The sequence below is a fragment of the Myroides sp. ZB35 genome (genome assembly GCF_001865835.1).
Taxonomy (GTDB): domain Bacteria; phylum Bacteroidota; class Bacteroidia; order Flavobacteriales; family Flavobacteriaceae; genus Flavobacterium; species Flavobacterium odoratimimum.
On record NZ_CP017769.1, the window covers coordinates 202,844 to 227,000 of the forward strand.

Sequence of the window (24,157 nt, forward strand, 5' to 3'; positions counted from 1 at the left end):
AATTCCTTATTTATGATCACAATTTATCACAATCCGCGTTGTAGCAAATCACGCGAAAGTATTGCTTTCATGGAAGAGCAAGGTGTAGCATACAAAATTATAAAATATTTGGATGCAGACCTTACTGAAAATGATGTAAAGACAATACTAACAAAACTCAATTACAATCCAATCGATTTAGTTCGTACAAAAGATGCATTTTGGAAAGATACTTTTGGAAGTAATACATTGAGCGATGACGAGATAATCGAAGCTATGGTTTTAAACCCAAAGCTGATTGAAAGACCTATTGTTGTTAATGGCCCTAAAGCTGTTATTGCAAGACCTACAGAAAAGATTCATGAAATTCTGTAAGACTAATTAACAATTTATTAACCATTTTGTTTTTAAACCTTCACCGCAAATTATAGTCTAATAGATATAAAACTAACGACTATAATGAAAAGATTAAAAACTACAAAAGTTCTTCTAATGCTGTTAACTCTAATGTTCGGGGTAACAGCATTAGCACAGAACTCTAAAAAAAGTACTGTAACAGGTACTGTAGTAGAAGCTGCTACAAATCTTCCCTTAGAATATGCGAGTGTATTCGCACAAAATGAGAACAATGCTAATATTGTCTCAGGAGGTATGACCGACTCAAAAGGACAATACTCTTTTGAAGTACCTGACGGGTCATACTTAATTCGTATAGAATACTTAGGTTTTAAAACTATTGAACTACGCAAAGTAGCTGTCAATGGAAATACTAATATAGGTATTAAGAAAGTTACAGATGACGCTCAAATGCTAGACGAAGTACTAGTCATTGCAGAAAAATCTACTGTAGATATTAAGCTTGACAAAAAAGTTTACAATGTAGGTGAAGACATGATTGTAAAAGGGGGGACTGCAGGAGATGTATTAGACAACGTTCCTTCAGTAACTGTAGATAGTGAAGGTGCTGTTAGTTTACGTGGTAACGAGAATGTAAAAGTACTTATCGATGGTAAACCTACTGGTCTTGCTAATAATATCCAAGAAGCAATGCGTATTCTATCTGCTGAATCAATCGAAAAAGTAGAAGTAATCACTAATCCATCAGCTAGATATGAAGCTGAAGGAGGTGCTGGTATTATTAATATCGTCCTTAAGAAAGGTAAAGCACAAGGTATTAATGGAAATATCACGGGTACAATAGGAGATCCTCGCAACTATGAATTAAATGGTAATGTAAATATTCGTGGAGAGAAATATAACTTCTATACGACCTTATCTTATAGAGATACTAAAACAAAAGGATATAACGTTAACAACAACCAATATCTAGATCACGATGGTAATCCTATACAGTACATCGATGAATATAAAGACAACAATAGAGAAAGACAAGGCTACAACGGTATGTTCGGTCTAGACTACTATATTACTCCTTCTCTAACTTGGTCTAATAGTGTGAATGTACGTAGAAGTAATGGTACCTCTCCTAACTTTGTTGATTACCAATATTACGATGGTAACCACAACTTAGACTATAATAGATATAGAGAAGAAAGACGTAAGTCAAGCTATAACAGTGTAGAATATACAACATCATTTGAAAAGAAATTCGCTAAAGAAGATCACAAGTTAACAGTAGAGGCTAGTATTTCTAAAGACACTAGTGATGACGATGCTAATATCTCTGACATTAATGATAAGCATAACCTAATGACTTACGAAAGAACTCTTAGTGATGACAAATATAAGTCAGGTCTAGTAAAAGTAGATTACACATTACCTTTAGGAGAGAGTGGAAACTTTGAAGCAGGTTACTTAGGTACATTTAAATCGACAACTAATAACTTTGGATTATATAATCTAACTAATAATGAATGGATTAATAACACTAGAGTTTCTAACGTACTAGAATACAAAGAACAAGTTAATGCATTCTATGCTCAATATGGAGATAAAATAACTGACAAACTTAACTATATGGTTGGGTTCCGTTGGGAAAAAAGTAATATTGACGTAAATCAATTAACTAGCAACGATTACAACAACAAGAAATATGATGACTTCTTCCCTAGTTTATTTTTAAACTATGAATTGGATGAATCTAGTAATGTGAGTATTAGTTATAGTAAACGTATTATGCGTCCTAGAGGGCGTTTCTTAAACCCTTTCTCTAATTATACGAGTGACATCAACTTCTTTCAAGGAAACCCTGATTTAAACCCTGCTAAAACAAATGCATTTGATTTAGGGTATTTGAAGAGATGGAGTGGCTTCACTCTTAGTGCATCTGCTTACTTAAATAAAACGGATGACACATTCCAATTCGTAAGAAGAGAAGCGGGTACAAATGCAAGTGGTACAACTATTATTGTTAGTTCACCAATTAACTTAGCTACAGAATACAGATATGGATTTGATTTCACCTTAAACTATACTCCATTTAAATGGTGGAAATTAAATGGTAACTTCAACTTCTTTAGAACAGAAACAAAAGGAGACTATACTTTCACTAAACTAGATGGAACAGTAGAAACGCAAAACTTTGACCAAAACTCTTATGCTTGGTTTACTAGATTATCATCTAAGATATCATTGCCTTATAAAATAGATTGGCAAGTAAACGGAATGTATAGAGCACCTTATGATACGTCACAAGGAAAAGCATTAGGAAACTTATCAGCTAATACCTCTATAAGTAAAGATATCTTAAAAGACAAAGCTACCATTACATTAAATGTTAGTGATATCTTCGACTCTAGAAAAAGAGAAACAGACACTTATTTACCAACATCTATTTCACATAGTGAAATGCAGTGGAGAGGAAGACAAGTAAACTTATCATTTACTTATCGTTTTAACCAAACTAAAATGGACAGACAGAAACAACAAAGAAATGCTGGTGGTGGCGAAGAACAAGGAGAAGGAGAAATGATGTAATCAAACAAAGAAACCTTTACTAAACTATTATAAATTTATTATTTGTTAGGGGACTACCATTGGGTAGTCCCTTTTTTTATCTCCATATTTTTCGAATCTATCAACCCTCATAAATAGGCATAAAAAAAGAGCCATAATACATATTATGACTCTTTATTTCTTAAACCAAATACTAGATCTGATTGTCTTCTAATTGCTGTCTTTTAGCTTTCTTCTCTTTGATTAGTTCTCTAGCTCCACCTACTGCCCAGTAAGATACGAAACCAACTAAGAACATCATAAGCCAAAATGCCATAGTAACTACAGTCATGGCAACGATGAAACCTAAATACTGTTGAAATTCAAACATGTTTTCTCCGGATTAATTTTTGTATATACGCCGTAAATATACTCACTTTTATTTTTTCTACCTAGTCTACCTTAACTTTTAATCTTTCTTTAGAATGAAACTAAATAATTCTCCTTATCTTTAGGGTACAATCATTCTAAATAAATTAATAATGGAATACAGAATAGAAAAAGACACTATAGGAGAAATAAAAGTTGCTAAAGACAAATATTGGGGAGCACAAACGGAACGCTCTAAAAACAACTTTAAAATAGGTCCTGAGGCATCTATGCCACACGAAATCATAGAAGCTTTTGCTTATCTTAAAAAAGCAGCAGCTTTTACGAATGCTGATTTAAATGTTTTACCTTCAGAAAAAAGAGATCACATCGCTAAAGTATGTGACGAAATACTAGAAGGCAAACTAGATGATCATTTTCCCTTAGTTATTTGGCAAACAGGTTCTGGTACACAGTCTAATATGAATGTGAATGAAGTAATTGCTAATAGAGCTCAAGTATTAGCTGGTCTTCAAATAGGTGAAGGCGAACCAGTACTTAAAGCAAATGATGATGTAAACAAATCTCAATCCTCTAATGATACCTACCCTACTGCAATGCACATTGCTGCTTATAAAGCTGTCGTAGAATATACTATCCCAGGTGTGACTGCATTGAGAAACACATTAGACAAAAAAGCTAAAGAACTAAAAGATGTAGTAAAGATAGGCCGTACACACCTTATGGATGCTACCCCTCTTACACTAGGTCAAGAAATATCAGGTTACGTCGCACAATTAGATTATGGACTAAAAGCATTAAATCACACTTTACCTCATCTTGCTGAATTAGCTCTAGGAGGTACTGCTGTAGGTACAGGCTTAAATACTCCTAAAGGATATGATGTAAAAGTAGCAGAGTATATTGCTAAATTCACGAAACTACCTTTTGTAACGGCTCCAAACAAATTTGAAGCTCTAGCCGCTCATGATGCAATTGTAGAAACACATGGAGCATTAAAACAACTTGCTGTTTCTCTCTATAAAATAGCTAATGATATCAGACTACTAGCTTCTGGACCACGCTCTGGAATTGGCGAAATCATTATTCCTGCAAATGAACCAGGGTCTTCTATCATGCCTGGTAAAGTAAACCCTACACAATGTGAAGCACTTACTATGGTAGCTGCACAAGTGATAGGTAATGATACAACAATATCTTTTGCTGGTACTCAGGGTCATTTCGAACTAAACGTATTCAAACCTGTTATGGCAGCCAACTTCTTACAGTCTGCTAGACTGATAGGAGAAGCCTGTATCTCTTTTGATGAGCATTGTGCACAAGGAATTGAAGCAAACGACAAACGTATTAAAGAATTATTAGATAGTTCATTAATGCTAGTAACTGCTTTAAATACTAAAATTGGTTATTACAAAGCAGCCGAAATAGCGCAAACTGCTCATGCTAATGGCACAACGCTAAAAGAAGAAGCTGTTCGCTTAGGATATGTTACACCTGAAGATTTTGACAAGTGGGTTGATCCTAAGTTAATGATCGGTAACATCGAAGATTAAAACATACTGAACCTTAAATAGAAAAGCCAATAGCATATAATATGTTATTGGCTTTTTACTTTTTAAACAGTTCTCTTCAGATAACAATTCTTAAATACATACCTTATCTATTTTAGAAGTTAAAATAACTGCGATAATTATCTAAATCTTTATCTCCTCTTCCTGATAAATTGATTACAACAATATCCTCTGGTTTAAATTTGCGTTGTTCTAATACTGCTAAAGCATGAGAACTTTCTATCGCAGGGATAATTCCTTCTATTTTACACAAGGCTAACCCAGCTGTCATTGCCTCATCATCCTTAATCGCATAAAACTCTGCTCTTCCCAATTCTTTCATATGTGCATACAAAGGACCGAAACCAGGGTAATCTAATCCTGCCGATACTGAATATGCTTCTAGAGGTTCTCCATTTTCATCTTGCATAAACAAAGTCTTACTTCCATGTAGCACTCCTTCTTTTCCTACAAAAGAAGTAGCCGCTGTTTTTGGGCTATCAGCTCCTTCTCCTCCACCTTCTGCTACAATTAACTTCACTTGTTCATCTTCTAAGAAATGGTAAAAAGCTCCTACTGCATTACTACCTCCACCAACACAAGCTACTATATAATCAGGTTCTTCTCTTCCTTCTTTTGCTAATAGTTGTTTTCTAATTTCTTTAGATATAATAGATTGGAATCTACTCACCATATCAGGATAAGGGTGTGGACCTACTGCTGATCCTATCAAATAGAATGTATCATCAGGGTTCTCTATCCAGTATAATAAAGCCTCATCTACAGCCTCTTTTAATGTCTTTGCACCAGACTCCGCTGCTCTCACCTCAGCACCTAGCATTTTCATACGTGCCACGTTAGGCGCTTGTCTTTCTATATCTAAAGCTCCCATATATACGATACACTCCATGCCCATAAGAGCACATACTGTAGCGGTAGCTACTCCATGTTGTCCTGCGCCTGTCTCTGCTACTATTTTATTCTTTCCTAAGCGTTTTGCTAATAATATCTGACCGATAGTGTTATTAATCTTATGAGCTCCTGTATGACATAGATCTTCTCTTTTTAAATACACTTTAGTATTATACTTCTCTGATAACCCCTTTGCAAAATATAAAGGAGTAGGACGACCTACATAATCTTCTAATAACTGATTCATTTCTTGTTGAAAATCCTCTTGTTCAATAATGGTGATATACTCGCTCTGTAATTGGCCAATAATTGGAGCTAATGCTTCAGGAATAAATGCTCCTCCATAATTCCCATAATAACCGTCTTGATTAACTTGATATTTCATTTTATATATTGTTTTAAATTTTACTTTCGATAAGGCACAAAAAAAAGAGGCTTGTCGTTTGACAAGCCTCTTCTAGGTATTATATATTATTTCTCTTAATTCATATATACATAGCAAGGACTGCTCACGACATTCGACGTAAGTTTAGTCCACCACCAAGTATTTGTTAGAATTAAATTCATTTCGTTTTTCTACTTATTGAATTGCAAATGTAGAAACTTATTTTCAATAAACAATAAAAAAAGGATACCATTTTTTAAATGATATCCTTTAAGTTTTTCTTTTCTAAAGAGTTATAGCATCACTACAGCATCTTTTTCTGCTGTAATATCAGATACATCGTATCCACTAAAACTTTTTAGATATGTACGTATCGAAGTACCGTATCCATCTTGGAAACCGTTTGCTCCATTACTGTTCAAGAATTTCTTTACAGAACCTGCTCCACCTAAGTGAGCTGCTGCTAAGATTCCTGACTCTGTAATTGCAATTCCTCCGATGCGTTTACCATCAAATTTTTCAATCTCTTTTCTCAAGATCCATTTGTTTTTTGCAACCAAAGCATCAAAAGCTTTCTCTTGCATTAGTGGATCATGTAAAAAATTAGTCGTATCCGTTACTCCTATTGAACGTAATGCCACTTTACCAAACTGGTATTTGCCCATGTAACCATATGAATTTACTATTCTGTACAATCCATAAGATTCGCGTACTGCCAATGCCTGTTTAAAACCGACATAAGTCTTTCCGATAAATGGTATTGCTAATAACTCTCCTGACTCCTCCATAGCTAAATCGCTATATGGAAAATCATAAGATAGGGGGCCTTCAGGAACTATTTTATACTCCTCTAAAAGCATAGTTTCATACTGTTTAAAACCTGAAACTCCTACCCCTGTTAATAGGACAATACCAATAAAAAAAGAACATTTTTTTCTCATTAAAACTAATTTCTCAAGCCCTGTCACCACTTGAAATTTCTGTCTGCAAAGTTACTTCATTTTTCACATTCTCCTATTTTTTTAATATCACTTTTCAAATTTTAACACCAACACACAATATAAAATATTAAAAATCAACCATTTGAAAAATAAACAATTAACTTTTTCAATCTTGTTTGTTTCATAAATAAATCCTAAATTAAAGGAGCTCACATCACTAAAATAGGCTATTAAACGAAAAAAAGGTACAATATTGCTCAATATTGTACCTTTCTTATTTTTCTTAATTATGGTGTTTTTTATTCTTCCATTTTAGAAGAAAGTTCAAACCATTTCTCTTCTCTATCCTCTAATTCTGCTAACACTTTCTGTAGTTCATTCGCTTTAGATTCGATCTCATCATCTCCTACTTTTCCATCAGAAAATAATTTCTCTATTTCTACTTTCTTTTGCTCCAGATTAGCAATCTCTCTTTCTATTTTTTGAAACTCTTTTTGCTCCTGAAATGTCAATCCTTTTTTAACTTGACTTTCTTTCCAGTTTACCTTCTCTTTTGCTGACTCTTCTTTTACTGGTTCTATACTATCTTCATACGTTCTAAAGTCAGAATAGTTACCTGGAAAATCCTCTATTTCTCCTTCTCCTCTAAATACGAATAAGTGATCCACGATCTTATCCATAAAGTATCTATCGTGAGAAACTACCACTAAACAACCTGGATAGTCTAATAAGAAGCTTTCTAAGACATTTAAAGTCACGATATCCAAATCATTCGTAGGCTCATCCAGAATCAAGAAATTAGGGTTCTGAATCAATACTGTACATAAATAAAGACGTTTTAACTCTCCTCCACTTAATTTCTCTACGAAGTCATGTTGTTTCTTTCTATCAAATAAGAAACGCTCTAGAAGCTGTCCTGCCGATATAGATCTACCTTTCGCTAACGGAATATACTCACCAAACTCTTTAATCACATCGATTACCTTCTGTTCTGGTTTTATATTAATCCCTCCTTGTGTATAGTATCCTATTTTTATAGTTTCTCCTACCACTACTTTACCAGCATCTGGTAGTATACCTTGAGTAAGGATATTTAAGAAAGTAGACTTTCCACTACCATTCTTTCCGATAATACCAATACGCTCACCTTTATTGAAATTATAACTAAAGTCATTTAAGATGACCTTATCCTTAAACTTCTTATGTAATTTATGAAGCTCCACGATCTTACTACCGATACGCTCCATATTGATTTCTAACTCTACTTGGTGTTCACGTCTTCTACTATGTGCTTTTTCTTTAATCACATAGAAGTCATCAATACGAGACTTAGACTTAGTCGTACGTGCCTTAGGCTGTCTTCTCATCCAAGATAACTCTTTTACAAACAAGTTCTGCGCCTTGTCTATACTTGCATTCTCTATCGCTAGACGTTCCTCTTTTTTCTCTAGATAATAAGAGTAGTTTCCTTTATACTGATAAATCTTACCATTATCTAGTTCAATAATTTCATTACAAACCCTTTCTAAAAAGAAACGGTCGTGCGTCACCATAAACAGCGTAATATTTTCCTTAGCGAAGTAATTCTCTAACCATTCGATCATCTCTAGATCTAAGTGGTTAGTAGGCTCATCTAGGATTAACAAATCTGGTCTATTAATTAAGATAATAGCCAATGCTAACCTTTTGCGTTGTCCACCAGATAGCGTTTTTACTTTTACCTTTAGATCCTCTAACTTCAGCTTAAACAAGATCTGTTTATACTGCGTCTCAAAATCCCAAGCATTATGAGCATCCATCTTCTCGAATGCCTTCTGATAAGCATCTGCATCTTCCGGATTCTCTAATGCCTTCTCGTATTCTTCTATGATTTTTAAAGTATCATTGTCTGAGGCAAAAATACTTTCTTCTATTGTCAATTCATCCTGAAGTACAGGCTCCTGAGGCAAAAAGGCCATACGGATTCCCTTGCGCATAACTACTTGTCCTGCATCCGGAAAATCTTCTCCTGTTAGGATTTTTAAAATGGTTGTTTTACCTGTTCCATTCTTTGCTACGAAAGCAATTTTCTGATCTTTATTAATTCCAAATGATACATCCTCGAACAATGTTCTCGCACCAAATGATTTCGCTATATTCTCAACCGATAAATAATTCACAATCTAATATTTTTTACAAAAATAGCCTTTATTTTATTATATTCCTTGTACTCTGATTACGACGTATTCTGACACAGTACCTATTCTATATCTACCTCCCCATATTCCTACACCAGAACTGACATAGATATGTGTATCCTCTTTCTTTAGATACCCATGCGAATTCTCAAATAACCGATCTGTTATCCAAGACACAGGCCACATCTGTCCTCTATGTGTATGTCCAGAACACTGTAGATCCACTCTATTGTTCACCGCATTTTCTAAGGCGTAAGGTTGATGATCTAAGAGAATATTCAGTTTGTCACCATCTATGTTCTCCATCAGTTCACCTAACTCTTTACGATGTCGATTCGTCTTATCATCTCGTCCTATCAGATTCACGTTTATATCTTCTAGTACCTTGACCTGATCTCGTAATATATTTATACCTGCTGATTTTAAGAACGTAACGCTTCCTTCTACCCCTGCCAGATATTCGTGATTACCTAGACAGGCATATGTACCATACTCACTCTTAAACTGCTTTAATACCTCATCTAACTTATAATATTGTAATGGTATCAGACTTACATCTATCACATCTCCTGCGATAAGTACAGCATCAGCATGCTCTGCATTGACAGTATCTACCCATTTATTTAACTCTTTGTGTTCTATAGCATACCCAAGATGCAAATCTGTTAACAAAACAAAACGAAGCTCTTTAGGCAACTTCTTATTCACCTTGATCACTACTTCTTTTCTCTTCTTTTTAAGATAGGTAATATGTCCTATAAACGCAATTACTAATGTCAACAGTATCAATAGAGAACCACGTGCAGAAGAGTAATGATCATAAATAAACAAGGTAGACTGCTGTGTAAAGTGATTAATCAACGCTCCTATATCAAAAAGTAAACACAGCATAAAAGCGTATATACTCAACATAAGCCACCCCGTACCTATTCTATAGAAATACGATGCTAAGTATACAGGCATTCTCTTCCCTACACTATAAAATATAAGTATACTTAACGACATCGTCAATGCTATAGCACCGAACAACACTTTAACACTATAATCACTATCTCTAACTAATGCACTATAATTAAAAAACACATACACATTAGACAGCATATACATAATGAATATGCCTAAAAAAAGAAATCTCTTCATTGATTACTTTAAAACATTTTTTAATACTATTCTCACTAATGTTCCTTCGCTATCATGCTTGATGATTAAGTCATCATCTAGATACGATTGGATTAGCGAGATTCTCTCTTTCACGATCGCCATACCTTTAGACTCATGTTTCTTATTATTCACAGTAGTATTTCCTACTCCATTGTCCTTTATTTCTATAGCTAAATACTCTTCTTCTGTTTTATAAATACGAATCACAATACGAGGACTCTTTATATGCTGAGGAAAAGCATGTACTAAACTATTCTCTACGAAAGGCTGTAGTAATAAAGGAGGAACTAATATACCTCTTAGATCTACTCCCTTTGCATCTATCTCGAAACTCACCCTTCCGTCTAATCGCATATTTTCAATCTCGACGTATGTGCTCAGGTACTCGCATTCCTCATTTAAGGTAATGCGTTCTCTGGTAGACATATCTAATGTTGTCCTAATCAATTGAGCAAAACGCTCTAAATAAAAGAGTGCATCATCTACCTCTTCTTTTATAATATAGTACTGAATAGAACTCAATACATTAAAGATAAAGTGAGAGTTCATTTGACTACGTACAGACTGTAGTTTTACCTCTGCTAATCTCTTTTGATATTCTAGCCTTTTACGTTCTGCTATTTGAACTTTTCTCAACTGTTTAAACCTAAATAAATAGAATAAAGAAGAAACAGTTAATAGTAGAATAGCACATAGTATAATAAACCAAGCCTTTGCATAAAAAGGCTTATCTACCTCTACTAATAAGAGTGGGTATATCAATTCATTACCACTGTCATAGTCATACACCTTAATATCGATAGGATATAGTCCTGACTCTAGATAATGTAAATCTAGTCTATTCTCTTTTACACTGATCCAATTCTCGCCTAACTTTAAGCGATACTGAAACTCTAATTTGCCTGGAAACTTCGTTCCTAATACTTCGAAGCCTATCTGAATATTGTTCTCTCTGCTATCTAATTCTAACTTTCGTATATGATGATAGACCTCTCCATTTTTTTCTAATTCATGCCCATTGACTGTAATCTCTGAAATATTGACCTCATACTGAACATTTCTTCTTTTAAAATAAGTGATATCTAAAGTATACACCCCATCTACTGTCCCTATGAATAGTAAATTATCCTTTAACTCATAAGATAGGATCTCATCATTGCCAAAGCCTTGTTCCTTATTAAATTGAAACTTGTGATTATCATCTATAACAGTTAGCCCTTTACTCGTTCCTATTAAGATCTTTTGTCCTATACACTTGAGCAAGGTTATATTGGCTCCTACAATATCTTTATTTGAGATAAAGTCCTTCACCATATACTTTCCGCTCTGCGTCTCTAGTATATAAATGTCATTAAAGTCCGTAGCTACGTAAAGCGTATTATTAGCTCCTCTCTCTATCTTCTTTAATCTATTCTCAGGAAACAGATTGCGCTTAGACAAGGACATAAAGTTCTTTCCATCGAAAGTATACAATCCATCTAGAGCTCCTGCCAAAAACATCTTGTCTCCAACATACTCTATATCAACAATATCTCTTGGTATATCCTCACTATCTACCCTAAAGTGGTACTGATAGTCCATCTTATTCAAATCCTGATACACCCTTACTCCTCCAAAAGGATTAGTCTCAATAAATCTGTTTTGATAAAAGCCAAACTGGTAGGTATGAATAGAATGATAAGATAAAATATACCCGTTATACCCTATCTGAAACACACCTATATTACTACTAACCCAAATCGCACCATTATACTCTACTGCTGAGTAGAATATAATCTTATCTACAGGCACCGTATAATCAATCTCAAAAAAGTGATTGCTTTTCGTAGTTATAGCTAAATGTTTGCGATAATGCTGTTCTTGATAATGCTTAAATGCTGATAGAGGTATAGTCCCTACTTCCTCATCTTTATTCTGTATCAACACTCCTTTTTGAGTAAAGAAGAACACTCTGTCTTTCAACTTTTTTATAACAGATACCCCTCCGTGTGAACTATCATAACTCAGAGGAGAGAATAAATCGATCTGAAATACTCCTTGAGATTTAGTCCCTATATATAAGAAGTCATTCTTTTCATCATATCCCACAGAATAGAAGTCCGTAGAAGCTACTCCTAAGTACTCTGTGATATTATCTAATGAGACTCCATCCCATCTATACAGTCGCCCATTATTATCATCTACTCCACCACTGACGATATACAGCTGATTATTTGCTTTCTTTATATCCTTGACTGGTGGAATATCATACTTGGCTATCACTTTTTTAGTAGATAAATCTTTAACTACTAAGCCATCCTGACCTCCGATAAACACCTTATCGTCAAAACCAATAGCAGCAAATATTCTTCCCTCTTTTTCTACTAGAACTAACTCATTATTTATGAGCTTAAATATTCCATCATTAATCGTAGCTACATATACCTCTCCTCGATACTCAAAGAAATCACTCACCTCAAATGGGTGATGCTTATTCGTAACAAAACTAGGAGTAATAACTGAGAAGTCTTTTTTAGAAATCAGAGACACCCCATCAGAGGTAGCTACATAGATATAATCGCCATTGTGATATAATCGCCTTATTCTATTAGAGATAAGCCCTTGCTGTACACTGATGATGCGTACCTCACCTTTACCTCTATATAAGATACCTTGCCCATAACTCCCTACCCAGATACCCTGCTTATCATCCTCTATGATATCTGTTATATTAGTATATCGGTATCGAGCAGCATCCTCATTGGCTTTTACTAATCCTTGTATTTTTTGTGCTAGACCAGATCGAGATCCTATCCATACTATTCCCTTAGAATCCACACAGAGCGCACGTACATCATTAGCCATCAGACCATTCTCTATGGTATACTGCTTCGTGATAATCCCCTGTCCGAATCCTATAAAGTAAAAGAATACAAAAAATACGGTTAGTAAATATCTCATATATTAAGGCTATTAAGCTCCTTCATCATAGCAGAAGCCACCGTAATCACATTATCCACCTCTTCATGATTCACTACCATCTGTTCTTTAAAACAAATCACATTCGTATCCTTATCGATATAATCGATATGATCTACATTCACTAAATAAGAGCGATTCACACGTTTAAAGTTTTTATGCTTTATTTTATCTTCCACATTCTTTAATGTCTTAGACACTAAATATTTCTGATCTTTTAAATAAATCTCACAGTAGTTATCCGCAGCCTTACAGTACACGATGTCCTCTACTCGTACGATATAGCGCTTCTGATTATTCTTTATGATCTTATAAAAGTAGTGATACCCCTCTAACTCTTTATACTTGTCGAATACGTTCTGTACATCCTGTATCCCTATCGGCTTCAGTAGATACTTCAGACAGTCATACTTATTAATGGCCTCTATAGCATACTGGTCATACGCTGTAGTAAACACCACCTCAAAAGTACTTTGATCAACATAATTAAATAACTCAAATCCATCCTCTTCTGGCATGTGAATATCTAAGAATACTATATCTGGCAAAATAGCATTAACTTCTTTTGCAGCTTCTTGCACAGAATGGGCAGTATGTACGACTATTCGTTCGTGGTATACTACTTTTTTCTCTATAATCGTTTTGAGTACTTCAGCTACTTTAGGTTCATCATCTACAACTAAAACAACTAGTTCATTCATCATGTTCGTAAGGTATTTATTTTATAATAATGGTGGTATACGCAAAAATAAACAATACATCCATATCCTCACTACATCTACTGATATAAATAGGCAATAATATTCATCCTACTGGTACTTACAGCTGATGACTCACTTATGTTTTACTTGATGAAATACAATCAAAACACGACACTATTCTAATGCATTTCTGATTTATGTGATACATTCAAAACTACAACACTGATTCTCAATTCCTACAAACCTGTAAGATGTATTCAAAATTAATTAGTTTACTTTTTTATTTTTCAGCTAGTATAAAGACTTATAAAGACTAAAAAAGTCACTTCTATCTCTCTTTTTTTATCCTTCTCCCCCAAAAAACCTGCTAAACAGAGTAATTAATAAAAAAACAATCTCATTTTTTTTACAACCTCAAAACAATCAAAACACTATATATCAACACATTAAATACAAAACACCTAATTATACACTTCCTCTTAAAATGCCCACAACCCCTATAAACATTAACGATATCTGCAAATCCCTCGACAATACATGGACAATACCTCGAGAATGGTGGAGCTAGAGCCTTGTTTGTCGAACAATGCTTCTTTTATATTCCACCTATTCTCCTCTAATGAGCTTATCTGGATAATGGTAAACAACTTCGAAACTTCTCTAAACAGTCTCCTACTACCTATTCATAAATAAATACAAGACTTATACACTCCTAAAAACAAAAAAGTCAGTCCACACAAGATCGTGTGAACTGACTTTTTGTATTCTTATCCCACAGTAGGTACTGCGGCGGGACTATATTATTCTTTGTAAACTCTCTTTAAGAATAAATTGTTCATAGGGTTAATTCCTAGTCCTTTTACATTCTGATGAGAGAACCTCGCTGCTCTGTCGTAAAACAAGATGATAGCGGGTACCTCATCTGCTATAATCTGATCCATCTGTTGATAGATACTATTTCGCTTCTCTTCTGACACTTCTTTAAAAGCTTGTTCATAGAGCTGATCAAACTTTTGATTAGTGAAGCGAGTATAGTTAGGCCCATTAGGAGCCTTGTTCTTTGAATAAAATAACGAAAGGTAATTCTCTGCATCAGGATAGTCTGCTATCCAACTTCCTCTGAAGAATGACACCTTACCTGATGCCATACCCTGACGTAGAGAAGCAGGCGGTGTCACATCTACTATTACTTCTATCCCTAGTTTTTTCCACTCGCGTTGTAGGTATTCTGCGATATCGAGATAGTTAGCATTCGTAGACAAGGTGATCTCTACCTTACTCTCTTTACTCGTCTTCTTATAATCATCCACTAGTGCTTTAGCCTCTTCTGGATTATAGAGTTTATCAGTACTAAAGTGCCCTCCGAGACCCTGTGGTATAATTCCTCCTACTGCTCCATCTCCCATACCACTACGCAGATACAACAACATCTTGTTTCGGTCAAACCCCATATTTAGGGCTTTGCGTATTCTTACATCTTGTATAGCACCTGGTGCCTCTAAGTTAAAGCCTAGGTACTCTGTATTTAGATAAGGGCCTGTCACCATCTGCACCTTCTCCTTATACTTCGGATTTAACTCTCCATTCTCTGTGATAATATCATCCTTATAAGATGGATCTAAGCCGGATATAAAATCTAGATTACCTTGCAAAAACTGTAAAAAACCACTTTGCTTATCAGGTAAAAATGTAATAGATACAGCCTCAAGATAAGGTAACTGATTGCCTTTCTCATCTTTTTCAAAATAATTTGGATTTTTGCGAAGGACTAACTTAATGTTCTCTTCCCAAAATTTAAAATAGAAAGGCCCTGTACCAATGGGATGAGAACGAAAGTCTATCGTCTTATCCTCTACTATCTCTCTCGGCACTACAGAAGCGTACCTCATCGACAGCAATCCTAAAAAGGCAGGAAAGGCTTCTTTTAATTCGATGCGAAAGACGGTATCATTAATTGCCTTAAAATTCTTTACCTTCTGGAATATCCACGCTCCTGGCGAAACCACATTCGCATCTAATACCCTGTTAAAGCTGTATTCGAAATCACTAGCTACTACTACACGAGTACTATCTGCCCCAAAGTGGCTATGCTTGTGAAAATAGACATCCCGTCTCAGTATAAAGTCATACTGCTTACCATCTTCACTGATCGTCCATGACTTGGCGATATCTGCTTGTATATGCAGACTATCGTCTAACTGTACTAATCCGTTAAAGAGTTGATTACACGGCCAGATGATAGCCATATTTCTTGCGAAAGCAGGGTCTAGTGTCTGAATATTAGCATTCTCGTTATATCTAAAAACTAAATTTTTATCCTGATCAGCTGTTTTTTTCTGACAAGAAAACGTCAGTGCACAGACACAAAATATTGAAACGTAATGAATTATTGATTTCATCAAACCGATTTTTGTACGTAAATTTGCAAACCTTTTCAATATTGAAAAAGTAAATATAATTCAAAGTTACTACTTAGTAAGTAATCATTATGGAAAATAGAAAAAAAGTAGCTTTTTATACATTAGGTTGTAAGCTTAACTTCTCAGAAACTTCCACTATCGCTAGAAATTTTGCAGAGGAAGGATTCGATAGAGTAGATTTCGAAGAAGTGGCTGATATATATGTTATCAATACATGTTCTGTAACAGAAAATGCAGATAAACAATTTAAGCAAATAGTAAAAAAGGCTCAGAAGAAAAACGATAAAGCTTTCGTAGCTGCAGTAGGATGCTATGCTCAATTAAAACCAGAAGAACTCGCTTCTGTAGATGGTGTAGACTTAGTATTAGGAGCGACAGAGAAGTTTAAAATAACAGATTACATCAATGACTTGTCTAAGAATGAAATGGGACAAGTGCATTCATGCGAAATATCAGAGGCTGACTTCTACGTAGGGAGTTATTCTATAGGGGACAGAACACGTGCTTTCCTTAAAGTACAGGATGGATGTGATTATAAATGTACATACTGTACCATCCCATTAGCTCGTGGTATCTCTCGTAGTGATACTATGGATAATGTATTGAAAAATGCAGCTGAGATCTCTGCTCAGAATATAAAAGAGATCGTACTAACAGGAGTGAATATCGGTGACTATGGTAAAGGAGAGTTTGGGAATAAGAAACACGAACACACTTTCTTAGAACTAGTACAAGAATTAGATAAAGTAGAGGGTATAGAGAGACTTCGTATCTCTTCTATCGAGCCTAACTTATTAAAGAATGAGACAATAGACTTCGTATCGAAGAGTAGAACATTCGTTCCTCACTTCCACATTCCATTACAGTCTGGATGTAACGACATTCTTAAGAAAATGAAACGTCGTTACCTACGCGAGTTATATGTAGAGAGAGTAGAGAAGATCAGAGAAGTGATGCCAGACTGCTGTATCGGTGTGGATGTAATCGTAGGATTCCCTGGGGAGTCTGACGAGAAATTCTTAGAGACGTATAATTTCTTAAGTGATTTAGACATTTCATACCTACACGTATTTACATACTCTGAACGCGATAATACAGAGGCTGTAGATATGGATGAAGTGGTACCTATGAATGTACGTAATAAGAGAAGTAAAATGCTAAGAGGACTTTCCGTAAAGAAACGTCGTGCGTTCTATGAGTCTCAAATCGGCAAAGAGAAAACAGTTCTGTTCGAAGGTGAGAATAAAGAAGGTTATATCCACGGATTCACAGAAAACTATGTGAAGGTAAAAACACCATGGGATCCAGCGTTAGTAAATACATTACACGCAGTGAAGTTAACGAAGATAGATGAGGATGGTATCGTAAGGTTAGAGTTTATCTAACACAAGTTTATACACGACATCAATAGACCGTCACAGATTAGAAATCTGATACAATATAGAAATATAAAAAAGCCTGTTTAGAATCTTCTAAACAGGCTTTTTTATATCATTACATTCTAGTCCTTATTATTTTAAAAGGCTATAACGTGTATAATATTACTTAGATACGGATACCAGGAGGTAACATCTCTTTATACGTAGGGTTCTTTCTAAAGAAAGAAACAATCTTAGGATGTGTAGGTACTACTCTTAATCTCTTCTCTCTTAACATCTCCAAAATACCTTTTAAAAAGTCAGATGCTTGTGTTGGTAAAGCTTCTTCTAATCCAGTAAGTTTTGTAAGAAAAATCTTTCTCTCTTGTAGTGAATACTCTACACTAAGCAACCCTTGCTCAGTCTCATACTCGAACTGACGTAGTAACTCATTGTCTTTAATTTCCATTATATCTCCAAGTTTTATGATTACAAAACAAATTATAATAACTGCAGTGCTTCCTAAACTAATTAGGAGGGTAAGTGTATACTCCTACTCTCTAACGACCAACTAATACACTATAGCATATAACAGTACCTCAGGTATGCTAAATGATTATCTCTAATCACTAATATACCTCATGATGTGTATGCGATAAATCTGCTCTTATTGGATTATTTGTCGTTAAAACTGTAGTAAAAAATAAATTATCTAGTATTTCTTTTTTTAAGTTACTATAATCTCTATATTTAGCAAAGTTCGGGATTTTTTTCCACATAACCTTATAAAAATGATTTAAAATATTTATAATGAGCAAAATACCTATTTATTTCTTCCCAGGTATGTCCTCTACTTCTTTGATTTTTGAACATCTTAGTTTGAATCAAGAAAAGTTTGAAATTGTCTTTTTAGAATGGTTACCTATAAATAAATCTGAATCACTAGAACAATACGTAAAGCGTTATCTTCCCCTAATCACACATGATAATCCTATCTTAATAGGCGTTTCTTTTGGAGGAATTATAGCTCAAGAAATAAGTAAATTAATTTCTGTAAGAAAGACAATTATTATTTCGAGTGTACGTTCTAATAAAGAGTTCCCTAAACGCTATCGTATCGCTAGAAAAACAGGACTCTATAAATGGTTGCCTACATCTCTTATCCCTACTCTTTGGAACGTTATCAAAAAAACAGCTTCAGAGAAAAAAAAGAAAAGATTAGCACTATATGATCGCTATCTCCCAATAAGAGATAAGAAATATGTAGACTGGTGTATCAGAGAAGTACTGCATTGGAAACAAGACAAACCATTAGCTAACGTAGTACACATACATGGGACTAACGATGAGATATTTCCTTATAAGAATATACAATCTGCCATCGAGGTAAAAGGAGGTACTCATGCGATGATTATCATCAAGCACAAATGGTTTAATGAAAATTTAGAAACGATTATACTTAAGAAAAATAATGAAAAAGACACTTAGAACTGTATTTGTAACCGCTGCTATTATAGCAGTAGCTTCTTCGTTTATGTTTGCTACTACTATATCTAGCACTACGGAGGATCATAATGAAGCAGCCTTACACGCTCATCCTCTACCGCTATCTGCTAACTTCGCTGGAGAAAAAGCCCCTTTAGACAAGATAGATGTCAAAGAAAGATTTGACCGAGAGATGATCATCAATACGAATCTTCACGGTAGTACCATAACAACGATAAAAAGAGCACATAGATTCTTCCCTATCATCGAACCAATCTTAAAAAAGAATGGTATTCCTGATGACTTTAAGTACTTATGTGTGATAGAGAGCGGACTAGCTAATGCGGTATCTCCTGCTGGAGCTAGTGGATTCTGGCAGTTCATGAAAGGAACATCTAAGGACTTTAACTTATACATAGATGAATACGTAGACGAACGATACGACTTAATCAAAGTAACAGAAGCTGCGTGTAAATACTTCCAAAGTGCCAAAAACCGTTTCGGTAGCTGGACAATGGCTGCTGCGTCTTATAATAGAGGAATGGCAGGTATGTCACGTGCTATGGAAAGTCAATATGTAGAGGACTACTATGACTTATTCTTAAACCAAGAGACTTCTAGATACGTATTCAGAATATTAGCCTTAAAAGAGATTATGTCTAACCCTGTAAAATACGGTTTTGACGTACCTGAATCTGAAAAATATCCAATAGTACCTACTAAAAAAGTGAGTGTATCTTATGATATAGATGATTTAGCTTTATTCGCAAAAGAACAAGGTATCAACTACAAATTACTAAAACTATACAACCCGTGGTTAGTAAACACTAGTTTAAAAGTAAAAGGTAAAGTATATGAAATAGAGATTCCAACTAAAGGAATTTAATCTAGCTATAAAGCCAAAACAAAGAGCGCTTATTTAATGTATTAAATAAGCGCTCTTTGTTTTTTTAATGCTTCTGAATTCTGTGTACCTTTGTCTCCTAATAACATCTGTAGAATCATGGATAAACAACAATACATCAACAACGCATTCGAAATTATTCTTTCTAAGAATCTAAGTACACCTTTTCACCTAGACCCTGGAAGTACCGTAACTGATCTAAACAAATACTTAAAAAGCTTAAAGAGCGCTTATTTGAGTAGTGTTGACCCAAGACTAGAGAAACTATTCTATGACAAAATAGAAGCGCTAAAAGCACTATAATTAAATGTTCTTTTGAAAGAACGATACTATGACCTCTAGCGTCAGCTCTTTTATCTCTTTATGCGGAGTATGCCCTACATTAGGGAAAATAACCTTCTCTGCAATTCCTTGAGCCTTCGCTATTGTTTTCTCTACTTGGTCTAGACTACCGTACTCATCTTGATCTCCTTGTATAAATAACAATGGAGACACTATTCCCTTCATCTCCTCTTCTACTGTCCAATCTTGGTATTCTGGAGATAACCAAGTATCTACCCATGCTCGGACTACATCATCTACCTTAGTTCCGTGATATTTAACCAAGCGCTCAGCTAAATCTGTAGTCTCATAAGCAGTCTTAGCAGCTTGCACTCCTTCTAAAGTTACTTTCTCTACAAAGATATGTGCTGCCTCAGCTACTAACGCTAAAGTGTGATCTGGATACATTGCTGCAAATAATAAAGCGATAGACGCACCATCACTATGCCCAAATAAAGCGACACGTTCTAACTCTAATTCTTCCAATAAGTCTTTTAAGAATACTGCTTCTTGCTTTAGATAGTCTTTTCCTCTCTTCGTAGTATCCATCTTATCTGATAGTCCGTACCCTACTCTGTCATATACTACTACATCACACTGCAACCGTTCTGCTAACAATTCTGGCCAATCTCTCCACAGGGTAACACAACCTAATGAATCATGTAATAACACTAGCGTGCACTTACTCTCTCCTTGATAAAAAAAGTGTTTATAAAAAATATTCTTTTGATTGACTAAGACACAATCTTGAATAGCTGTAATCATTTACGGTAAGTTTTATTGTCGTTAGTCTCAAAAATAAAAAGGATATCTGGGGTGTGCAAATAAGATTCTGTAGGATATTCTCATTCTATTAAGCCTAGATTATAGGATAGATTTGATTTTACCTAGTGACAAAATATTGACACTACTTCTAGATTTAACTATTCTCCCTCCTAACAAGACACATTACTGTAAAAAAGAAAAGAACTAAAAACTACTGTTATGAAGAATAAGATAAGCATTCCATTTAAACTCAAAAAGACAAATAAGCTCCTATATGTTCTATTCTTAATAATAAGCTTTTAAATACTCATGAAACTGCTTTTTATCAAAACCTAAATGTCGAAGAATCTGCTTAACAATAAACTCAGGCACAGGATCTATATGTGATTGTATAATAATTGGCCTAGTTAAGTCTTTTCTTACATATTTTTTATGCCCGCCTATTCCGGATCAACGTTAAAAGTTGGGGAGGAAAGTGTAAAATAATATCTTTGTGCTATGATGGATAGCCAAGAAATACTAAAACTAATCTTACCTACTTACTTAGTAGAACACTTCAATATTACTAAAGTAGAAGAATTAGAGACCAAACTACATATCTACTTTGAAGAGAAGAATGATTACGGAAATCAATGTGCTGAAAGACAGCTTATTTCTAAAGGTTTCCATAGTATGATTACTATTGAAGACTTCCCGTTACGAGGTAAATCAGTTAAACTACACGTACAACGTCGTCGTTGGACAGATAAACAAACAGGAGAAATTATATCACGTGATTGGAATATCATCGCAGAAGGAACACGAATGACTACAGAGTTTTCGGAGTTCTTAAAAAAAATTGGCCGATACTAAAGTACTTAGCTGTAAGGCTATTGGTGAATTATTTGGAGTTAAAGGTGAAAAGTTTCAACGCCAATACAAACATAAAACTAGTGGTTTCAAACAATGGAATCAACAAGAACATGCACAAGACTGGCTACTCTATCCAGAAAATATAACTGAACAACTGTCCATAGACGAAGTATGTTTATCTATGGGAGAATTGTACACTATACTGACTTCTAAAGCAGGTAAAGGTCAGAAAAAGACCATTGTAGCGATAGTTAAAGGAACAAAATCAGATACTGTAATAAAGCATCTATCTAAACTACCTAAAAAATTTAGAAATAAAGTTACCGAGATTACTTTAGATATGGCAGGGGCTATGAAACAGATAGCTAAGAAGTGCTTCCCTAAAGCTGTGCAAGTAATTGATCGTTTTCATGTACAAAAGCTTGTAAGTGAAGCTGTACAAGATATTAGAATAAAATATAGATGGGCTGAGCTTGACGCTGAGAACACTGCTGTTTTAAAGGCTAAGGAAGAAGGCATTATATATAATCCTGAAATACTTAGTAATGGAGATACTAAGAAGCAACTTTTAGTTCGCTCACGTTCTCTACTTTATAAAAACCAAATTAATTGGACATCTGACCAACAAGAAAGAGCTAAGATACTATTTGAATTATACCCAGAGATTAAACAAGCCTATCTACTAGCTAATAACCTTAGACAGATATATAATCTACAAATAGATAAAGAAATAGCTATGACTAAGCTAGCTCATTGGTTTAATGATATTGAAAAAGCTTCACTCAAACACTTTAGTACTGTTTTAAAGACTTTTAATGTACACTATAACGAAATCATCAATTACTTTATTAATAGAAGTACAAATGCTTCTGCGGAATCATTTAATGCCAAAATTAAATACTTCCGTATGATGTATAGAGGTGTTAGAGATAAGAAGTTTTTTCTTTTTAGATTAACTAAACTTTTTGCGTAGTCCCCAACTTTTGTCACTGATCCATAAAAACCAAATTAATTGGACATCTGACCAACAAGAAAGAGCTAAGATACTATTTGAATTATACCCAGAGATTAAACAAGCCTATCTACTTGCTAATAACCTTAGACAGATATATAATCTACAAATAGATAAAGAAATAGCTATGACTAAGCTAGCTCATTGGTTTAATGATATTGAAAAAGCTTCACTCAAACACTTTAGTACTGTTTTAAAGACTTTTAATGTACACTATAACGAAATCATCAATTACTTTATTAATAGAAGTACAAATGCTTCTGCGGAATCATTTAATGCCAAAATTAAATACTTCCGTATGATGTATAGAGGTGTTAGAGATAAGAAGTTTTTCCTTTTTAGATTAACTAGACTTTTTGCCTAGTCCCCAACTTTTGTCACTGATCCTTATTTAGTTTATATAAATATATAACATTTAAGCTTTTATAGAATAAAATAAATGTTATTATTCTGTTTAAAGAGATCAACTAAAACAATTTAAAAACAAAAAAGCCTCAACGTAAGTTGAGGCTTCTGTGATCCAATCAGGATTCGAACCTGAGACCTACTGCTTAGAAGGCAGTTGCTCTATCCAGCTGAGCTATTGGACCTAACCAAAAAACATTAGATGTTTTTCTTTCGTCGGGGTGGCAGGATTCGAACCTGCGACCTCCTGCTCCCAAAGCAGGCGCGATGACCGGGCTACGCTACACCCCGAAAGAAGCGGAGAGACAGGGACTCGAACCCTGGCATCGGTTACCCGATGACAGATTAGCAATCTGCTCCGTTACCACTCCGGCACCTCTCCGTTGCTAAGAGAATTACTTCTCTAATGCGGATGCAAACTTAGCACTACTTTTGGTTCTATGCAAGCTTTTGAAAGAAAAAAACAACAAAAAATTACCACATAAAAACAAACCTATTCATAGTCAAGGAAGTAAACACAAATAAAAAAAACATTATTTTTTTATTTCTTAGATAATTATCCAAAATCAAGATATTTTATGTATTT

Annotated in this window: 20 protein-coding genes and 3 tRNA genes; 10 read left to right on the forward strand and 13 right to left on the reverse strand. The window is 34.6% G+C overall.

Going from position 1 to position 24,157, the window contains the following annotated elements; genetic code table 11:
- The first annotated feature begins 12 nt into the window (after nt 1-12).
- Nucleotides 13-354, forward strand: coding sequence for an arsenate reductase (glutaredoxin) (gene arsC / locus BK054_RS00835; RefSeq protein WP_006258722.1), 342 nt, complete (start codon nt 13-15; stop codon nt 352-354).
- 84 nt (nt 355-438) lie between these two features.
- The gene (locus BK054_RS00840) at nt 439-2,916 is read left to right on the forward strand and encodes an outer membrane beta-barrel family protein (RefSeq protein ID WP_006265918.1); all 2,478 of its coding nucleotides are present in this window, start codon (nt 439-441) and stop codon (nt 2,914-2,916) included.
- A gap of 172 nt (nt 2,917-3,088) precedes the next feature.
- Here the strand turns inward: BK054_RS00840 and BK054_RS18410 are convergent, their stop codons facing one another.
- Entirely contained in the window at nt 3,089-3,265 is a 177-nt protein-coding gene (locus BK054_RS18410) for a hypothetical protein (RefSeq protein WP_006258725.1), read from the reverse strand.
- Between the two features lie 151 nt (nt 3,266-3,416).
- On the opposite strand from BK054_RS18410, the gene fumC reads away from it, so the two are divergent.
- Nucleotides 3,417-4,817 carry a class II fumarate hydratase gene (gene fumC, locus BK054_RS00845; protein ID WP_006258726.1) on the forward strand — a complete coding sequence of 467 codons (1,401 nt, stop codon included), beginning with the start codon at nt 3,417-3,419 and terminating at the stop codon, nt 4,815-4,817.
- Nucleotides 4,818-4,929: 112 nt separating this feature from the next.
- Here the strand turns inward: fumC and trpB are convergent, their stop codons facing one another.
- The 7 genes from trpB to BK054_RS00880 all read right to left on the reverse strand — a co-directional run bounded on the left by trpB (nt 4,930) and on the right by BK054_RS00880 (nt 16,448).
- Nucleotides 4,930-6,111, reverse strand: coding sequence for a tryptophan synthase subunit beta (trpB, locus tag BK054_RS00850; protein ID WP_006265919.1), 1,182 nt, complete (start codon nt 6,109-6,111; stop codon nt 4,930-4,932).
- 293 nt (nt 6,112-6,404) lie between these two features.
- Nucleotides 6,405-7,052: a hypothetical protein gene (locus BK054_RS00855; RefSeq protein WP_006261835.1), complete on the reverse strand. Its 648-nt coding sequence runs from the start codon at nt 7,050-7,052 to the stop codon at nt 6,405-6,407.
- Nucleotides 7,053-7,351: 299 nt separating this feature from the next.
- Nucleotides 7,352-9,211, reverse strand: a complete 1,860-nt coding sequence (gene abc-f / locus BK054_RS00860) for a ribosomal protection-like ABC-F family protein (RefSeq protein ID WP_006264360.1) — start codon at nt 9,209-9,211, stop codon at nt 7,352-7,354.
- A gap of 36 nt (nt 9,212-9,247) precedes the next feature.
- The gene (locus tag BK054_RS00865) at nt 9,248-10,369 is read right to left on the reverse strand and encodes a metallophosphoesterase (protein WP_006265920.1); all 1,122 of its coding nucleotides are present in this window, start codon (nt 10,367-10,369) and stop codon (nt 9,248-9,250) included.
- A 3-nt stretch (nt 10,370-10,372) separates the two neighbouring features.
- Nucleotides 10,373-13,330 (reverse strand): histidine kinase, encoded by a 2,958-nt coding sequence (locus BK054_RS00870; protein WP_006265921.1) that lies wholly within the window; start codon nt 13,328-13,330, stop codon nt 10,373-10,375.
- Nucleotides 13,327-14,052, reverse strand: a complete 726-nt coding sequence (locus BK054_RS00875) for a LytR/AlgR family response regulator transcription factor (protein WP_006265922.1) — start codon at nt 14,050-14,052, stop codon at nt 13,327-13,329. The genes BK054_RS00870 and BK054_RS00875 overlap by 4 nt, the downstream gene beginning before the upstream one ends.
- A 797-nt stretch (nt 14,053-14,849) precedes the next feature.
- A complete protein-coding gene (locus BK054_RS00880; protein WP_006265923.1) occupies nt 14,850-16,448 on the reverse strand; it encodes an ABC transporter substrate-binding protein in 1,599 nt (532 codons plus the stop codon).
- 89 nt (nt 16,449-16,537) lie between these two features.
- On the opposite strand from BK054_RS00880, the gene mtaB reads away from it, so the two are divergent.
- Complete coding sequence (gene mtaB, locus BK054_RS00885) at nt 16,538-17,854, forward strand: tRNA (N(6)-L-threonylcarbamoyladenosine(37)-C(2))-methylthiotransferase MtaB (RefSeq protein WP_006258735.1); 1,317 nt, start codon at nt 16,538-16,540, stop codon at nt 17,852-17,854.
- A gap of 160 nt (nt 17,855-18,014) precedes the next feature.
- Here the strand turns inward: mtaB and BK054_RS00890 are convergent, their stop codons facing one another.
- Nucleotides 18,015-18,296 carry a GNAT family N-acetyltransferase gene (locus tag BK054_RS00890; protein WP_006258736.1) on the reverse strand — a complete coding sequence of 94 codons (282 nt, stop codon included), beginning with the start codon at nt 18,294-18,296 and terminating at the stop codon, nt 18,015-18,017.
- Between the two features lie 341 nt (nt 18,297-18,637).
- Here BK054_RS00890 and BK054_RS00895 point away from each other — a divergent pair, with 341 nt between their 5' ends.
- The 3 genes from BK054_RS00895 to BK054_RS00905 all read left to right on the forward strand — a co-directional run bounded on the left by BK054_RS00895 (nt 18,638) and on the right by BK054_RS00905 (nt 20,519).
- Nucleotides 18,638-19,315: an alpha/beta hydrolase gene (locus tag BK054_RS00895; protein ID WP_006264363.1), complete on the forward strand. Its 678-nt coding sequence runs from the start codon at nt 18,638-18,640 to the stop codon at nt 19,313-19,315.
- Nucleotides 19,299-20,198 carry a lytic transglycosylase domain-containing protein gene (locus tag BK054_RS00900; RefSeq protein WP_006265924.1) on the forward strand — a complete coding sequence of 300 codons (900 nt, stop codon included), beginning with the start codon at nt 19,299-19,301 and terminating at the stop codon, nt 20,196-20,198. The genes BK054_RS00895 and BK054_RS00900 overlap by 17 nt, the downstream gene beginning before the upstream one ends.
- A 117-nt stretch (nt 20,199-20,315) precedes the next feature.
- The gene (locus tag BK054_RS00905) at nt 20,316-20,519 is read left to right on the forward strand and encodes a hypothetical protein (protein ID WP_006265925.1); all 204 of its coding nucleotides are present in this window, start codon (nt 20,316-20,318) and stop codon (nt 20,517-20,519) included.
- On the opposite strand, the gene BK054_RS00910 is transcribed toward BK054_RS00905, so the two are convergent.
- Complete coding sequence (locus BK054_RS00910; RefSeq protein ID WP_006265926.1) at nt 20,520-21,302, reverse strand: alpha/beta fold hydrolase; 783 nt, start codon at nt 21,300-21,302, stop codon at nt 20,520-20,522.
- A 498-nt stretch (nt 21,303-21,800) separates the two neighbouring features.
- Here BK054_RS00910 and BK054_RS00915 point away from each other — a divergent pair, with 498 nt between their 5' ends.
- From BK054_RS00915 to BK054_RS00925, 3 genes are read left to right on the forward strand one after another with little or no spacing between them, the layout of a single operon-like run.
- Nucleotides 21,801-22,154 (forward strand): hypothetical protein, encoded by a 354-nt coding sequence (locus BK054_RS00915; RefSeq protein ID WP_006260368.1) that lies wholly within the window; start codon nt 21,801-21,803, stop codon nt 22,152-22,154.
- Nucleotides 22,141-23,127, forward strand: coding sequence for a transposase (locus BK054_RS00920; protein WP_071306886.1), 987 nt, complete (start codon nt 22,141-22,143; stop codon nt 23,125-23,127). The genes BK054_RS00915 and BK054_RS00920 overlap by 14 nt, the downstream gene beginning before the upstream one ends.
- Before the next feature lie 10 nt (nt 23,128-23,137).
- On the forward strand, nt 23,138-23,530 hold the full coding sequence (locus tag BK054_RS00925; RefSeq protein ID WP_232234325.1) for a transposase: 393 nt from the start codon (nt 23,138-23,140) through the stop codon (nt 23,528-23,530).
- A 152-nt stretch (nt 23,531-23,682) separates the two neighbouring features.
- On the opposite strand, the gene BK054_RS00930 is transcribed toward BK054_RS00925, so the two are convergent.
- From BK054_RS00930 to BK054_RS00940, 3 genes are all read right to left on the reverse strand, one after another.
- A tRNA-Arg gene (locus BK054_RS00930) sits at nt 23,683-23,756 on the reverse strand.
- A 31-nt stretch (nt 23,757-23,787) separates the two neighbouring features.
- A tRNA-Pro gene (locus BK054_RS00935) sits at nt 23,788-23,862 on the reverse strand.
- A 7-nt stretch (nt 23,863-23,869) separates the two neighbouring features.
- Nucleotides 23,870-23,953, reverse strand: a tRNA-Ser gene (locus BK054_RS00940).
- Between the last annotated feature and the right edge of the window lie 204 nt (nt 23,954-24,157).

Excerpts from the sequence above, each read along its gene's own strand:
- BK054_RS00895 (WP_006264363.1), top strand. The coding sequence starts at position 18,638 with ATGAGCAAAATACCTATTTATTTCTTCCCAGGTATGTCCTCTACTTCT.
- BK054_RS00875 (WP_006265922.1), bottom strand. The coding sequence starts at position 14,052 with ATGATGAATGAACTAGTTGTTTTAGTTGTAGATGATGAACCTAAAGTA.
- BK054_RS00910 (WP_006265926.1), bottom strand. The coding sequence starts at position 21,302 with ATGATTACAGCTATTCAAGATTGTGTCTTAGTCAATCAAAAGAATATT.
- fumC (WP_006258726.1), top strand. The coding sequence starts at position 3,417 with ATGGAATACAGAATAGAAAAAGACACTATAGGAGAAATAAAAGTTGCT.
- BK054_RS00915 (WP_006260368.1), top strand. The coding sequence starts at position 21,801 with ATGATGGATAGCCAAGAAATACTAAAACTAATCTTACCTACTTACTTA.
- arsC (WP_006258722.1), top strand. The coding sequence starts at position 13 with ATGATCACAATTTATCACAATCCGCGTTGTAGCAAATCACGCGAAAGT.
- BK054_RS18410 (WP_006258725.1), bottom strand. The coding sequence starts at position 3,265 with ATGTTTGAATTTCAACAGTATTTAGGTTTCATCGTTGCCATGACTGTA.
- BK054_RS00890 (WP_006258736.1), bottom strand. The coding sequence starts at position 18,296 with ATGGAAATTAAAGACAATGAGTTACTACGTCAGTTCGAGTATGAGACT.
- BK054_RS00900 (WP_006265924.1), top strand. The coding sequence starts at position 19,299 with ATGAAAAAGACACTTAGAACTGTATTTGTAACCGCTGCTATTATAGCA.
- BK054_RS00855 (WP_006261835.1), bottom strand. The coding sequence starts at position 7,052 with ATGAGAAAAAAATGTTCTTTTTTTATTGGTATTGTCCTATTAACAGGG.
- BK054_RS00870 (WP_006265921.1), bottom strand. The coding sequence starts at position 13,330 with ATGAGATATTTACTAACCGTATTTTTTGTATTCTTTTACTTTATAGGA.
- mtaB (WP_006258735.1), top strand. The coding sequence starts at position 16,538 with ATGGAAAATAGAAAAAAAGTAGCTTTTTATACATTAGGTTGTAAGCTT.
- BK054_RS00840 (WP_006265918.1), top strand. The coding sequence starts at position 439 with ATGAAAAGATTAAAAACTACAAAAGTTCTTCTAATGCTGTTAACTCTA.
- trpB (WP_006265919.1), bottom strand. The coding sequence starts at position 6,111 with ATGAAATATCAAGTTAATCAAGACGGTTATTATGGGAATTATGGAGGA.
- BK054_RS00905 (WP_006265925.1), top strand. The coding sequence starts at position 20,316 with ATGGATAAACAACAATACATCAACAACGCATTCGAAATTATTCTTTCT.
- BK054_RS00880 (WP_006265923.1), bottom strand. The coding sequence starts at position 16,448 with ATGAAATCAATAATTCATTACGTTTCAATATTTTGTGTCTGTGCACTG.
- BK054_RS00865 (WP_006265920.1), bottom strand. The coding sequence starts at position 10,369 with ATGAAGAGATTTCTTTTTTTAGGCATATTCATTATGTATATGCTGTCT.